The 14,633-nt window shown below is 68.3% G+C and carries 10 protein-coding genes; 1 reads left to right on the top strand and 9 read right to left on the bottom strand.

Annotated features, from left to right (window positions below; genetic code table 11):
- Positions 1–68: 68 nt before the first annotated feature.
- The 8 genes from FVF75_RS02990 to FVF75_RS02955 all read right to left on the bottom strand — a co-directional run bounded on the left by FVF75_RS02990 (position 69) and on the right by FVF75_RS02955 (position 10,331).
- Entirely contained in the window at positions 69–689 is a 621-nt protein-coding gene (locus FVF75_RS02990) for a hypothetical protein (protein ID WP_148376252.1), read from the bottom strand.
- Between the two features lie 162 nt (positions 690–851).
- Positions 852–1,937: a BMP family ABC transporter substrate-binding protein gene (locus tag FVF75_RS02985; RefSeq protein WP_148376251.1), complete on the bottom strand. Its 1,086-nt coding sequence runs from the start codon at positions 1,935–1,937 to the stop codon at positions 852–854.
- Positions 1,938–1,985: 48 nt separating this feature from the next.
- Entirely contained in the window at positions 1,986–3,077 is a 1,092-nt protein-coding gene (locus FVF75_RS02980) for an ABC transporter permease (protein ID WP_148376250.1), read from the bottom strand.
- Positions 3,077–4,165 (bottom strand): ABC transporter permease, encoded by a 1,089-nt coding sequence (locus FVF75_RS02975; RefSeq protein WP_148376466.1) that lies wholly within the window; start codon positions 4,163–4,165, stop codon positions 3,077–3,079. The genes FVF75_RS02980 and FVF75_RS02975 overlap by 1 nt, the downstream gene beginning before the upstream one ends.
- 2 nt (positions 4,166–4,167) lie before the next feature.
- Positions 4,168–5,709: an ABC transporter ATP-binding protein gene (locus tag FVF75_RS02970; RefSeq protein ID WP_148376249.1), complete on the bottom strand. Its 1,542-nt coding sequence runs from the start codon at positions 5,707–5,709 to the stop codon at positions 4,168–4,170.
- Positions 5,684–6,676: a xanthine dehydrogenase accessory protein XdhC gene (gene xdhC / locus FVF75_RS02965; protein ID WP_148376248.1), complete on the bottom strand. Its 993-nt coding sequence runs from the start codon at positions 6,674–6,676 to the stop codon at positions 5,684–5,686. Before xdhC ends, FVF75_RS02970 begins: the two co-directional genes overlap by 26 nt.
- Entirely contained in the window at positions 6,673–8,949 is a 2,277-nt protein-coding gene (gene xdhB / locus FVF75_RS02960; protein ID WP_148376247.1) for a xanthine dehydrogenase molybdopterin binding subunit, read from the bottom strand. The genes xdhC and xdhB overlap by 4 nt, the downstream gene beginning before the upstream one ends.
- Positions 8,946–10,331 (bottom strand): xanthine dehydrogenase small subunit, encoded by a 1,386-nt coding sequence (locus tag FVF75_RS02955; protein WP_148376246.1) that lies wholly within the window; start codon positions 10,329–10,331, stop codon positions 8,946–8,948. The genes xdhB and FVF75_RS02955 overlap by 4 nt, the downstream gene beginning before the upstream one ends.
- Before the next feature lie 194 nt (positions 10,332–10,525).
- Between FVF75_RS02955 and dnaE the strand changes: the two genes are divergently transcribed.
- A complete protein-coding gene (dnaE, locus tag FVF75_RS02950; RefSeq protein WP_148376245.1) occupies positions 10,526–14,074 on the top strand; it encodes a DNA polymerase III subunit alpha in 3,549 nt (1,182 codons plus the stop codon).
- 300 nt (positions 14,075–14,374) lie between these two features.
- Here the strand turns inward: dnaE and FVF75_RS02945 are convergent, their stop codons facing one another.
- A complete protein-coding gene (locus FVF75_RS02945) occupies positions 14,375–14,575 on the bottom strand; it encodes a SlyX family protein (protein ID WP_148376244.1) in 201 nt (66 codons plus the stop codon).
- Positions 14,576–14,633: the final 58 nt, after the last annotated feature.

Genomic DNA, 14,633 nt, shown 5'->3' with positions numbered 1-14,633 from the left:
AAGATGAAGGCGCAGGGGGGGGCGGTGAGCCGGGGCATGGTTATGTGCCCGGGCCTTGGCCGCGGCTTTCAGTCGCCGATTTTCCGGATCACGCTCATCTTGCTGTCGTTCATGGCCTTGGCGATGTTGGTCAGCATCTGCAGGGTCTGCTGCTGTTTTTGCAGGGCGGACTGCATATCGACGGTGGCGAGTTGGGCGTCATCGCCGGATATGGCGGCGCAGGATTGCAGTATGCTGCGCCGCAGGTCCATTTCGGCGCTGCTGGCCTCGGGCGGGGCCGTCATGCACCAGGCGCGGTGCCCGGCCACGTCCGGCGACCAGCGTCCGCCGGTCTGGCCGCAGCCGGCCTCGTCGTTCAGGCGGCTTTGCTGCAGCGCCAGGTCGGCGTAGGCATCGCAGGCCCGGGCCTTGGCCAGACAGATGTCCAGCGCCCCGGTGCGGTCGCCATCCTCTTCGGTCAGGTCGGCCATGCGGACGTTGTCCTGCAGGCACCAGGTGCGGTGGCCGGCGAAGTCCGTGCTCCAGCCGCCGCCGCGATAGCCGCAGCCGAGCGCGATGTTGCGCTCCTGCTGGGCGACCGCTGCCGCGGCATAGGCGTCGCAGTCGAGGTTGGCACCGGGATGGGCGGGGGTCGCGAGGGCCGACATCGCGATGAAGGCGAAACCGGCAAGCGATGATGTTGGTATCATCTCACCCTCCCGACTCGGGTGACGCCCAGTATAGCAGGTTTACGCGTCTTGGTCCGGGGTGATGCTGACCCGAGCCGAACGTTGCACGCTGGCCGGGCGTGAGCGGCGATGAAAAAGGCCCCGCCGGGGTGGCGGGGCCTAGGGTCGTGCCGGGTGATCGGATCAGTTCGGGATTTCGGCGGTGATGCCTTCGACGAAGAAATCCATCGCCGCGAGGGTGGCGTCATCGGCGATCTCGCCCTCGGCCAGCCAGGCCGATCCGTCCTGCTTGTTGATCGGGCCGGTGAACGGGTGGTAGTCGCCCGCCGCGATCGCGTCACGCAGCGCCTCGGCTTCGGCCTTCACGTCGGCCGGCACCGCATCGGTGATCTCGCCGATCCCGACCATGCCGGGGCCGATGCCGTCCCAGGTGTTGCTGCTTTCCCAGGTGCCGTCCATCACGGCCTGCACGCGCTCGATGTAGTAGGGCGCCCAGTTGTCGATGATCGACGAGACCCGCGGCGTCGGCGCGTATTCATACATGTCCGAGGCCTGGCCGAAGGTGATGACGTTGCCCGCGGCCTGGGCGGCGGCCTGCGGCGCGGTCGAATCGGTGTGCTGCAGGATCACGTCGGCGCCCTGTTCGATCAGCGCCTTGGCGGCGTCGGCCTCTTTCGCCGGGTCGAACCAGGTGTAGGCCCAGATGATCTTGAACTGAACGTCCGGGTTGACCTCCTTGGCGTGCAGGTAGGCCGAGTTGATGCCGCGAATGACCTCGGGCACCGGGAACGAGGCGATATAGCCGACGATGTTGGATTCGGTCATGTGCCCGGCGATGAGACCCTGCACCGCGCGGCCTTCGTAGAAGCGGGCCGAATAGACCGCCAGGTTGTCGGCCATCTTGTAGCCGGTGGCGTGCTCGAACTTGATGTCGGGGAACTTCTCGGCCACCGCGACGGTGGCGTCCATGAAGCCGAACGAGGTGGTGAAGATGATGTCGGCACCCGACAGCGCCATCTGGGTGATGGCGCGCTCGGCGTCGGCGCCTTCGGGCACGCTTTCCTGGTAGATGGTCTCGACCGCGTCGCCGAAATGCTCTTCGAGCTTGAGGCGGGCCTGGTCGTGTTCATAGGTCCAGCCGCCGTCGCCGACCGGGCCGACGTAGATGAAGCCGGCCTTGACCGGGCCGCCGTGGCTTTCGGCCGCCGCCGTTCCGGCGAGGCCGAGCGCGAGCGCGGCGCCGGCCAGAAGGGATCTGGTGATGTTCATGTCTTTCTCCGTTGTTGGTTGGGGTGGGTCATCGGGTATCGTCCTGGGTCATGTCGAGGCGTGGAACACGCGCCCGAGCGAAGCCGGTGCGCCGTGGGTGCCGCGCACCGAGATTAGGACCAGCACGAGGATGGTGACAAGGTAGGGCGACATCGAAAGGAACTCGACCTTGAAGGTGGTCCAGACGTTCCACCACAGGAACGTGGCCGGGAGGCACACCAGCACCACCGCGAGGTAGACGACCTTGCGCCGGGTCGACAGGGGCAGGCCCCTGCGCTGCTGCGACATCGAATCCCAGAACAGGACCAGCAGCGCGATGATCGGCAGGCTCGCCAGCGGGAACTGCGCCGCGGCGGCCTGAAGGTTGAGTTGCAGCACGGTGACGCCGCCGAAGAGGTAGGCGCCCAGCAGCACCCGCCACGGCCGCCAGCTTGCGAAGACCACGATGGCCAGCGCGATCCAGCCGGCCCCGGCGGTCATGCCCTCGGTCCATTGCGGCACGCGCACCAGGCTGACATAGGCGCCGCCAAGCCCGGCCAGCGCGCCGCCGAAGGCGATCGCGGCCAGGCGCACGCGCACCACCTTGTAGCCCAGCGCATGCGCGGCGGCATGGTTCTCGCCGACCGCGCGCAGGATCAGCCCGGCACGGGTGCGCGCCAGGATCAGCCAGACCGCCACCACCAGCGCCAGCGACACGTAGACCATGAGGTCGTGGCGAAACAGGATCGGACCGAGCACCGGGATGTCGGACAGGAGCGGGATGTCGAGCCTGGGAAAGCTGGGGGCCTTGATGCCGACGTAGGGCTTGCCGATCAGGGCCGACAGGCCGATGCCGAACAACGTCAGCGCCAGGCCGGTGGCGACCTGGTTGGACTTGAGGATCTGGGTGATGAAGCCGAACAGCAGCGACAGCGCCGCCCCCGCCAGCGCCGCCGCGCCAAAGCCCATGAGCGGGGCGCCGGTGTTCACGCCGATGGCAAAGCCCACCACCGCGCCGGTGATCATCATGCCCTCGACGCCCAGGTTCAAGACGCCCGCCTTTTCCACCACAAGCTCGCCCAGCGCGGCCAGCAGGATCGGAGTCGAGGCGACCATCAGCGAGGCGATCAGAAGGATCGGGTTGATCTGTCCGAGGTCCATCACGCCACCTCCGGGGTGCCGAAGCGCAGGCGGTAGTTCGCGAACACGTCCATCGCCAGCAGGAAGAACAGCAGCATCCCCTGGAACAACTGGATTGCGGCGGCGGGCATCGTCAGCATCAGTTGCGCCAGCTCGCCGCCGATATAGGTCAGCGCCATCAGAAGCCCTGCCAGCAGGATGCCGACCGGGTGCAGGCGGCCGAGGAAGGCCACGATGATCGCGGTGAAACCGTAGCCCGAGTTGAAGTCGATCGAGATCTGCCCGGCGGGGCCGGAGACCTCGAAAAACCCCGCCGCGCCCGCGAAGGCCCCGGCGGTGCCCAGCGAGAACAGCACGAGGCGGGCCGGGTTGACGCCGGCAAAGCGGGCCGCGCGCGGCGCCTCGCCCGCCAGCCGGATCGCAAAGCCCATGCGGTGCCGGGTCATCAGCACATAGGCGAAGATCACCGCCGCGAAGGCCGCGACCACGCCCCAGTGCATGCCGGTGCCCGCGATCAGTTCCGGGTTGGAGGCCGCCGGGAAATCGCGCGCCAGATTGCGCGAGCCGGGAAAGCCGTGGCCCTCGGGGTTGCGCAACAGGCCCGACGACACGCTGGCGAGGATGTTCTCGGCGACATAGACCAGCATCAGGCTGACCAGGATCTCGTTGGTGCCGAAGCGGGTTTTCAGGAACGCCGGGATCATCGCCCAGGCCCAGCCGCCAATTGCGCCGGCGGCCACCATCAGGGGAAACAGCCAGCGTGTCTCGGTCGGATAGAGCGCAAGCCCCACGCCCGCGCCGACGATGGCGCCCATGATGTATTGCCCCTCGGCCCCGATGTTCCAGATACCGGCGCGAAAGCCCAGCGCCAGCCCGGTCGCGATCAGGATCAGCGGCCCTGCCTTGACCAAGAGCTGCGGGCGCGAATAGGCGCCGAAGGTCGGGTCAAAGAGCGGGTCCCAGAAGATCGTGCGGATCGCCTCGAACGGGTTGGCGCCCAGCGCCCAGAACATCACCCCGCCCGCGATCATCGTGGCGATCACCGCCAGCACCGGCGTCGCCGCCGACAGAAGGGCCGAGGGGGCGGGGCGTTTTTCCAGCCGGATCAGGCTCATGCATCCACCTCCGCGAGGGTTTCGACATGCGCCACTTCCATGTCATGCGCGCCGCCCATCATCAGGCCGATCTCCTCGGTCGTCAGCCCCTTGGCCGGGCGGATCGGGGCCAGTCGGCCCTCGTTCAGGGCGGTGAAGCGGTCGGAGATTTCCATCAATTCGTCCAGGTCCTGGCTGATCACCACCACGCCCGCGCCCTTGGCCGAAAGATCAAGGATCGCCTGCCGGATCGCCGCCGCCGCCGAGGCGTCGACGCCCCAGGTCGGCTGGTTGACCACGAAGATGTCGGGGGCTTGCAGGATCTCGCGTCCGATCACGAATTTCTGCAGGTTTCCGCCGGAAAGCGCCCCTGCCGCGACCTCGGGGCCGGGGGTGCGCACGTCGAAGCCCTCGATGATGCGCTGGGCAAAGCTGCGCGAGCGGGGCCAGGAGATGAAGCCGTTGCTGATCAGCTTTTCGCGCACCGCGCCGGTCAGGAGCGCGTTTTCCGTCAGGCTCATTTCCGGCGCGGCGGAATGGCCGAGGCGTTCTTCGGGCGCGGCGAGGATGCCGAGCGCACGGCGCGCGTTGGGCGGCAGACGCCCCACGTCCTTGCCGCGCAGGCGGATGGTGCCGGCGGGCGCCAGACGCTCGCCCGACAGGGCCGCCAGCAATTCGTCCTGGCCGTTGCCGGCGACGCCGCCGATGCCCAGCACCTCGCCGGCGCAGAGCGAAAAGCCCACGTCGCGCAGGGCGGTGCCGAAATCGGTGGGGGCGGGCAGGCTGAGGCCGGTGACTTCCAGCAGCACCTCGCCCGGCGCACCGGCCTCGCGCGAGGGGGTGTGCAGCGTGGTGCCGACCATCAGTTCCGCCAGGTCGCGGGCCGATTGCTGGCGCGGGTCGCAATCGGCGACGACTTCGCCCAGCCTGAGCACGGTGGCGTGTTCGCACAGGCTGCGGATCTCTTCGAGCTTGTGCGAGATATAGAGGATCGCGGTGCCCTCGGCGGCCAGCTTGCGCAGGGTCTTGAACAGGATGTCGACCTCCTGCGGGGTCAAAACGCTGGTCGGTTCGTCCATGATCAGGAGCTTGGGGTTCTGCAGCAGGCAGCGGACGATCTCGACCCGCTGGCGTTCGCCCGCCGACAAATCGCCGACGATGCGGTGCGGGTCGAGCGGCAGGCCGTAGGCCTCGCTGACCTCGGTGATCCGGGCGGCCAGTTGCCGCCGCCCCGGCGGGTTGTCCATGCCGAGCGCGATGTTCTCGGCCACGTCCAGCGCGTCGAACAGGCTGAAATGCTGGAACACCATCGCCACGCCCTCGGCCCGGGCCATGCGCGGGTTGGCGGGGGCATAGGGGCGGCCGTCGAGGGTCATCCGGCCGGCGTCGGGTTTCACCAGCCCGTAGATGGTTTTCACCAGCGTCGACTTGCCCGCGCCGTTCTCGCCCAGCAGCGCGTGCACCTGGCCGTGGCCGATTTCGAACGAGATGTCGTTGTTGGCGACCACCCCGGGATAGGCCTTGGTCAGCCCCTCAAGCGTCAACAGCGCCTGTGTCATCTCTCCCGTCCCCCCTGTTATCCCCCGGCGCGGCCTTTCCGGCTCGTGTCTGCGCCAGCCTCGACAGTAGTTCCCGCGCCACCCCCACCGCAATGGCCTGCGGGTGTTTTCCCAGGCTCTTGTCGCCGATCGGGCAGTCGATGCGGGCGATGTCCTGGCCCCGGTGGCCCAGTTTGTCCAGCCGCGAGCGAAACCGCGCGCGCTTGGTGTCGGACCCGATCAGCCCGGCGCCGGCAAAGCCGTGGGTCAGCAGCGCGTCGCAAAGTGCGAGGTCGAGCGGGTGCGAATAGGTCATCACGATGTGATGCGCGTCGGTCGGCGCGAGGCGGACGGCGGCGGCGATCTCGGGGGCGGGCAGGGCGGTGACGCCCTCGGGGATATCGTCGGGAAACCGCTCCGGCCCGGTGTCGACCCAGGTGATCGCGATGTCGGGCAGGGGGGCCATGACCGCGACCAGCGCGCGCCCGACATGGCCTGCGCCCCAGATCCAGAGCGGGGTCTTGGCGGCGCTGATCGGCTCGATGAACCAGCCTTCGGTGAGGGTGGCCGCCGGGCGCGCGCCCGACGCTCGCGCCTGCGCGCGCAGGCGTGCCACGGCGAGCGGTTCGGGCCTGTCGCCCTGAACGGGGCGGGCGTAGAGCGGGCCGGTCAGGGCGGCGGGGCCGTCCTCGTCCCAGACCTCGGTCAGCAGCGTGACCGCGCCGCCGCAGCATTGCCCCAGCCCCGGCCCCAGCGGCACCCGGTGCAAGGCGTGCGCGCGGCCCTCGGTCAGTTGGGCGCGGGCCTTGGCCGCGGCCTCGTATTCCAGCGCCCCGCCGCCGATGGTGCCGTGCTGCCCGTCGGCCCAGACCAGCATCGCCGCGCCCACCTCGCGCGGGGTCGAGCCCTGCACATCCGCGACCACGACCCGCGCCACCGGGCCGTGTTCGGCCACCGCGCGGGCAAGGGTGTCGCGCTCAAGGCTCATCCGGCCACCCGCTTGGCGGCCATCATCACCCGTTCCGGCGTGGCGGGCGCGTCGAGCGCCGGATAGACCTCGCCGCAGGCCGCCACCGCGTCCGACAGCGCCAGGAACGCCGAGATGCCCAGCATCAGCGGCGGCTCGCCCACCGCCTTGGAGCGGTAGATGGTCGGCACGTGGTTCTTGCGGCCCCAGAGGGCGACGTGGAACTGCGCCGGGCGGTCGGAACAGGCGGGGATCTTGTAGGTCGAGGGCGCGTGCGTGCGCAGCCGCCCCTTGTCGTCCCAGACCAGTTCCTCGGTGGTCAGCCAGCCCGCACCCTGGACATAGCCGCCCTCGATCTGGCCGATGTCGATGGCCGGGTTCAGGCTGGTGCCGACATCGTGCAGGATGTCAGCGCGCAGGATGCGGTATTCGCCGGTCAGCCGGTCGATCACCACCTCGGTCACCGCAGCACCATTGGCGAAATAGTAGAACGGATGGCCCTTGCCGGCGACCCGGTCCCAGGTGATCTCGGGGGTTTTGTAAAAGCCGGTGGCCGACAGGCTGACGCGGCCCATATAGCATTCCTGAACCGCCTCGACAAAGCGCAGGCGCTGGTTGCCAAGATGCACTTTTCCATCCTTGAACAGGATGGATTTCGGCTTCAACCCGTGGGTTTCTGCCAGGAATCGAACCATCCGCCCCCGGATCTCGTCGCAGGCGGCCTTGACCGCCATGCCGTTCAGATCCGACCCGGACGAGGCCGCGGTGGCCGAGGTGTTGGGCACCTTGCCGGTGTCGGTGGCGGTGATGCGCACCCTGCCCAGACCCACGCCGAAGCCCTCGGCGGCGACCTGCGCGACCTTCTGGTTCAGGCCCTGGCCCATCTCGGTGCCGCCGTGATTGAGGTGGATCGAGCCGTCCTGGTAGACATGCACCAGCGCGCCGGCCTGGTTCAGGTGGGTGAGCGTGAAGCTGATGCCGAACTTGACCGGGGTCAGCGCGATGCCCTTCTTGAGCACGTCGTTTTCGGCGTTGAAGGCGGCCACCGCCGCGCGGCGCTTGTGATAGTCCGACGACTCCGCCAGTGACCCGATGATGTCGGCAAGTTCGAACCCCTTGACCGGCTGGCCGTAATGGGTCTCGTCTTTGCCCGACTTGGCGTAGAGATTGGCCAGCCGCAGCTTGAGCGGGTCCATGCCCAACTCATGCGCGATGTGGTCCATCACCCGCTCGATGCCCAGAACCCCCTGCGGCCCGCCAAAGCCGCGAAAGGCGGTGGCCGACGCGGTGTTGGTGCGCAGGCGCAGGCTGACGATGCGCATGTTGGGGATGAAATAGGCGTTGTCGGCGTGCAGCATGGCGCGGTCCGCCACCGGCGGCGTCAGGTCCAGCGACCATCCGGCGCGCACGAACTGCTCGAACTCGACGCCGATCAGCTTGCCGTCCTCGTCGACCCCGGCGCGATAGCGGATGCGGAAATCGTGGCGCTTGCCGGTGATCACCATGTCGTCGTCGCGGTCATAGCGCATCTTGCAGGGCCGCCCGGTGCGCGCCGCCGCGATGGCCGCGGCCACCGCCAGCGCGTTGCCCTGGCTTTCCTTGCCGCCGAAGCCGCCGCCCATGCGCCGTGTCTCGACGCGCACCGCACTCATCGGCAGGCCGAGCGCGTCGGCGACCTTGTGCTGGATCTCGGTCGGGTGCTGGGTCGACGCGGCGATGGCCATGCCGCCATCGTCCTGCGGCAGGGCCAGCGCGACCTGGCCTTCGAGGTAGAAATGCTCCTGCCCGCCGATCTCGATCTGGCCCTCGACGATGCGCGGCGCGGCCTCCAGCGCCGACTTGATGTCGCCGCGGGTCCAGACCACCGGCCCGCCCTCGAAATAGGTGCCGGCCTCGAGCGCGTCGTCGATGGTCAGGACCGCCGGGCGCGGGGTGATCTCGACCCTGGCGCGGCGCGCGGCGGCGCGGGCGATCCGGTGGCTGGTGGCGATGACCAGAAAGATCGGCTGGCCGTGATAATGCACCTCGCCGGTGGACAGGAGCGGTTCGTCATGCGCCGAGGGCGACACGTCGACCGGGCGGTCGAGATCGTTGGCGGTCAGGACCGCGACCACGCCCGGGGTGCTGCGCACCTCGCTCAGGTCCATCGCGGCGATGGTGCCGCGCGCCTCATGCGACAGGCCGAAGGCCACGTGCAGCGTGCCCGCCGGCACCGGGATGTCGTCGACATAACGCGCCGCGCCGGTGACGTGCAAAGGGCCGCTGTCGTGGGCCAGGGGTTTGCCGACGCTCATGGCTGCACCTCGTGCACCGACACGGCCTGGCCCTGATCCTCGAGCCAGGCGCGCAGCAGCATGTTGGCGGCGGCCTCGCGCCGGTAGTCGGCGCTGGCGCGCATGTCGCTCATCGGGGTGAAATCCTCGTCGAACCTGGCCATCGCGGCCTCGACCGTCTCGCGGCTCCAGTCCTGCCCGACCAGCGCCGCCTCGACCGCGCCTGCGCGTTTGGGCACGCCGGCCATGCCGCCGAAGGCGATCCGGGCGGATGTCACTTTTCCATCCTCAACGGCGATATTGAAGGCGCCCAGCACCGCGGAAATGTCCTGATCGAACCTTTTGGACAGTTTGTAGACCTTCAGCCGATCCGGCGGCCCGCCCGGTTCGCGCGGCAGGGTGATGGCCTCGACGAACTCGCCGGGCTGGCGGTCCTGCTTGCCGTAGTCGAGAAAGAACTCCTCAAGCGGCAATTCGCGCCGGTCGTCGCCGCGCCGGAGCAGAAGCGTCGCGCCGAGCGCGATCAGCGGCGGCGGCGTGTCGCCGATCGGCGAGCCGTTGGCGATGTTGCCGCCGACCGTGGCCGCGGCGCGCACCTGGGCCGAGGCGAAGCGGGCCAGCATGGCGGCGAACTGCGGATGCGGGCCCTGCATCGCCAGCCTCAGCGCCTCGACCGAGGCGGCGGCGCCGATGCGGATCATGTAGGGCGCGGTCTCGATCCGGCGCATTTCCTCGATCTGGCTGACGAAGATCACCTCGCCCAGGTCGCGCATGTCCTTGTTGACCCAAAGCCCGACATCGGTGGCGCCGGCCACCAGCGTGGCCCAGGGATGTTCCATCAGGGTGCGGGCCAGCGCATCGGCAGTGCGCGGCAGGGCGCGCGAGCCCATCCCCGGCGACACGCCCGGCCCGGAGGGGATGCCGTCCAGCCACGCGGGCACCGGCTGGCGCGCGGCGACCTTGGCGGCGCGCACGATGGGGGCATAGCCGGTGCAGCGGCACAGGTTGCCCGACAACTGCCGGTCATGGTCGGTCTCGCCCATGATCTGGCCCGCGGCCAGCGACACCACGATGCCGGGCGTGCAGAAGCCGCATTGCGAGCCGTGCTGTTCGATCATCGCGGTCTGCACCGGGTGCAGGGTGCCGTCGCGCGATGACAGACCCTCGACCGTGGTCAGGGATTTGCCGTCGAGCTGTGCCAGAAACAGGATGCAGGCGTTGAGCGCGCGGGTGCCGGTGGTGTCCGTCACCATCACCGTGCAGGCGCCGCAGTCGCCTTCGTTGCAGCCTTCCTTGGTGCCGGTCAGCCCCGCGCTGTCGCGCAGCCAATCGAGCGCGGTCGTCGTCGGGGCGACATCGCGCAAAGACACAGTCTCTCCGTTCAGAAGAAACGCGATATCCATGCAAGTCCTTGCCGCTTTACCCTATCGTCCCCCGGGGCTCCCTTCGATGCGGTGGAGAAGGGCGGGGCCGTTTTTCCCAACCCTATGCGCAAAATGTCGCAGGGTGCAAGCCGCGTCGGGCCGTGGCGGGCGGGACCGGGGCCGGGCTGGCAAAGCCGCTTTCAACGCCCGGCGCGCGGGCCTAGACTGGCCCAATGTCGAGCCTTCCGCGATTCATTCACCTGCGTGTTCACACCGAGTATTCGCTGCTTGAGGGCGCGGTGCCGGTCAAGAAGCTGCCGGGGCTGTGCGCCGATCTGAACATGCCGGCAGTGGCCGTGACCGACACCGATAACATGTTCTGCGCGCTCGAGTTTTCCGAGGGTGCGGCGGCGGCAGGGGTGCAGCCGATCATCGGCTGTCAGGTCTCGGTCGCATTCGATCCGGGGGCCCCGGGCGAGGCCGCGCGCGCGCCCGCGCCGGTGGTTCTGCTGGCCCAGAACGAGGCCGGGTATCTCAACCTGCTGAAGCTGAATTCCTGCCTCTATCTCGATGCCGGTGGCGAGCTGCCGCAGGTGACGGTGGATGAGCTTGCGGCGCATAGTGCCGGGCTGATCTGCCTGACGGGCGGTTCTGCCGGGCCGGTCGGGCGGCTGATCCGGGCCGGGCAGGCGCCGCGCGCGCAAGAGCTTCTGGAGCGATTCGCGGCGATCTATCCGGGCCGCACCTATGTCGAATTGCAGCGCCATCCGGGCGAGGGCGGCAACCTGCCCGAGGCCGAGGCGATGACCGAGCGGCCGTTTCTGGACATGGCCTATGCGATGGGCCTGCCGATCGTTGCGACCAATGACGTGTATTTTCCGAAATCGAAACTCTACGAGGCGCATGATGCGCTGATCTGCATCGCCGAGGGCGCCTATGTCGACCAGCAGGAGCCGCGCCGCAGGCTGACGCCGCAGCATTACTTCAAGTCGCCGCAGGAAATGGCGGCGCTGTTCGCGGACCTGCCGGAAGCGCTGGAAAACACCGTCGAGATCGCCCGGCGCTGCGCCTTCAAGGTCGAGAAACGCGACCCGATCCTGCCGAAATTCGCCGATGACGAGGTCGAGGAGTTGCGCCGTCAGGCCAAGGCGGGGCTGGCCGCGCGGCTCGAGGTGATCCCGCATGCCGCCCCGGTGGCGGAGTATGAGGCGCGGCTCGATTTCGAACTGGGCATCATCGAGCAGATGGGCTTTCCGGGTTATTTCCTGATCGTGGCCGATTTCATCAAATGGGCCAAGGATCACAACATCCCGGTGGGGCCGGGGCGTGGCTCGGGCGCGGGCTCGCTGGTGGCCTATGCGCTGACCATCACCGACCTCGATCCCTTGCGCTACAGCCTGCTGTTCGAGCGTTTCCTGAACCCCGAGCGGGTGTCGATGCCGGACTTCGACATCGACTTCTGCATGGACCGGCGCGAGGAGGTGATCCACTACGTCCAGGAGTTGTATGGGCGCGAGAAGGTGGCGCAGATCATCACCTTCGGCGCGCTTCTGTCCAAGGCGGCGGTGCGCGACGTGGGGCGGGTCTTGCAGATGCCCTATGGGCAGGTGGACCGGCTGTCCAAGCTCATCCCGGTCGAGGGCGTGAAGCCCGTGTCGATCGAAAAGGCCCGCACCGACGAGCCGCGCCTCAATGAGGAGGCCCGGCGCGAGGAGGTGGTGGCGCGACTTCTGGACTATGCCCAGCAGCTTGAGGGGTTGCTGCGCAACGCCTCGACCCATGCCGCCGGGGTGGTGATCGGGGACCGGCCGCTGGACGAGCTGGTGCCGCTCTACCAGGACCCGCGCTCGGACATGCCGGCGACCCAGTTCAACATGAAGTGGGTGGAGCAGGCGGGGCTGGTCAAGTTCGACTTTCTCGGGCTGAAGACGCTGACGGTGATCCAGAACGCCATCGACCTGATCCACGCCTCGGGCCGCGATCTGCATGTCGGGGCGGATGGCCGCAGGCTCTATGAGCCCGCCGAGGGGGCGGAGAACCAGATCGGCGCGATCCCGCTGGATGACGAGGCCACCTACAAGCTCTATGCCAGTGCGCGCACGGTGGCGGTGTTCCAGGTGGAAAGCTCGGGCATGATGGATGCGCTCAGGCGGATGCGCCCGACCTGCATCGAGGACATCGTGGCGCTGGTGGCGCTGTATCGCCCCGGCCCGATGGAGAACATCCCGACCTATTGCGAGGTCAAGAACGGGCTGCGCGATCTTGAATCGATCCATCCGCTGATCGACCACATCCTCGAGGAAACCCAGGGCATCATCGTCTACCAGGAACAGGTGATGCAGATCGCGCAGGAGATGGCGGGCTATTCACTGGGCGGCGCCGACCTGTTGCGCCGGGCGATGGGCAAGAAGATCGCCGCCGAGATGGCCAAGGAGCGGCCCAAGTTCATCGCCGGTGCCGAGGCCAATGGCGTGGACAAGGCCAAGGCGTCGGAGGTGTTCGACCTTCTGGAGAAATTCGCCAACTACGGCTTCAACAAGTCGCACGCTGCGGCCTATGCGGTGGTCAGTTACCAGACCGCCTGGCTCAAGGCCAACCACCCGGTCGAGTTCATGGCCGGGGTGATGAATTGCGACATCCACCTGACCGACAAGCTTGCGATCTATGCCGAGGAGGTGCGGCGCGGGCTGGATATCGAGATCGTGCCGCCCTGCGTGAACCGCTCGCAGGCGGCGTTCAGCGTGGCCGGGGGCCGGTTGGTCTATGGGCTGGGGGCGCTCAAGAACGTCGGCACCGAGGCGATGAAGCTGATCGTCGAGGGGCGCCGGGCGGACCCGGACGACGCGGACAGCCCCGACAAGCCGTTCGTGACGCTGTTTGATTTCGCCCGGCGGGTGGACCTCAAGCGGATCGGCAAGCGCCCGATGGAAATGCTGGCGCGCGCCGGGGCGTTCGACGTGCTCGACCCGAACCGGCGGCGGGTGTTCGACGCGCTCGACGCGCTGGTGAACTATTCCGCCGCGATCCACGAGCAGCGCGCCTCGGCCCAGGTGTCGCTGTTCGGCGAGGCGGGTGACGACCTGCCCGAGCCGCGCCTCGCGCCGGTGGCCGACTGGCTGCCCAACGAGCGGCTGGCCGAAGAGCACAAGGCGATCGGGTTCTACCTGTCGGGCCATCCGCTCGACGACTACCTGCCGGCGCTCAGGCGCAAGGGGGCGATGACGCTGGAAGAATTGCGCGAGAGGGCCGAACAGGCGGGCGCGGCGGTCGGCAAGGTCGGCGTGGTGGTGTCGGCGCTGCAGGAGCGCAAGTCGGGCCGGGGCAACCGGTTTTTCCGCATGAACATCGCCGACCCGACCGGGCAGGTCGCGGGCATGGCGTTGTTCGCCAAGGATTTCGACGCCTGCCGGCTGGTGTTCGAGCGCACCCTGTCGGTGGTGATGACGCTCGAGGCGCGGTTCAACGACGGCCAGTTCGACCCGATCGGCCGCTCGGTGGTGCCGGTCGACGACGTGGTCGCGCAGGCCGGCGGCATGGCGCTCAGGGTCTTCGTGGAGCGCGAGGACGCGGTGGCGAACGTGCATGACATGCTGGCCCGGGCGGGTGAGATGACCCAGGGTGGCGCGGCTTCGGCGCGGCCGGGCGAGGTGTCGCTGTGCCTGACGAACCCGGACCTGCCCTTTGAGATCGACATCAGCCTGGGCGACAGCTTTCCCTTGAACCCGCAGGTCAAGAGCGCGCTGAAATCGCTGCCCGGCGTGGTGAACGTCGACGAGGTGTGAGCCGAGCGGAGCGCCCTGCGGGCGCGCAGGTGTCATGTGCGTTCGGGCCACGCAGGCCCTGGGGGCGCTGCCCCCAGACCCCCGAGGTATTTGCACCAGAAAGAAATCGACAGAAAGAACGCGACCCGCACAGTCAAGGTGCTGTGCGGGCCGACTTCTTCCTGGACGGTCATCGGCTCCTCAGCCTGTACCGTGCCGTGACTTTAGTAGCGACCAAGTTAACAAACGCTGAACCATCTGCTTTTCTTTCTGGCCGAAATACCTCAGGGGGTCCGGGGGACAGCGTCCCCCGGCCCGGCCTCACCAGTGCGGCGGGCGTTGGTCGGTCAGCACGATCTCGGCCTCGGTGTCGCGTTCGAGGCTGCGCTCGATCAGCAGGTGCAGGCGTTTGCCAAACCGGTCGATCTCGCGGTCCTGGCGGGCGACCACGTCCGAGAGGTCTTCGACCGCGCGGATCAGGTGGGCGATCTGTTCTTCCAGCGCGGTGATACGGTCGTCCATTGTCGGCTCCTTTGCCGCGGATCATAGCCCTGCGGCGGCGCGGGGGCGAGGGGCAACC

Origin of the sequence: Maritimibacter fusiformis, assembly GCF_008086115.1 — a bacterium.
Classification (GTDB): Bacteria; Pseudomonadota; Alphaproteobacteria; order Rhodobacterales; family Rhodobacteraceae; genus Muriiphilus; species Muriiphilus fusiformis.
Note: the sequence above shows the minus strand (reverse complement) of the source record. Positions and strands in the feature narration are given on the sequence as shown.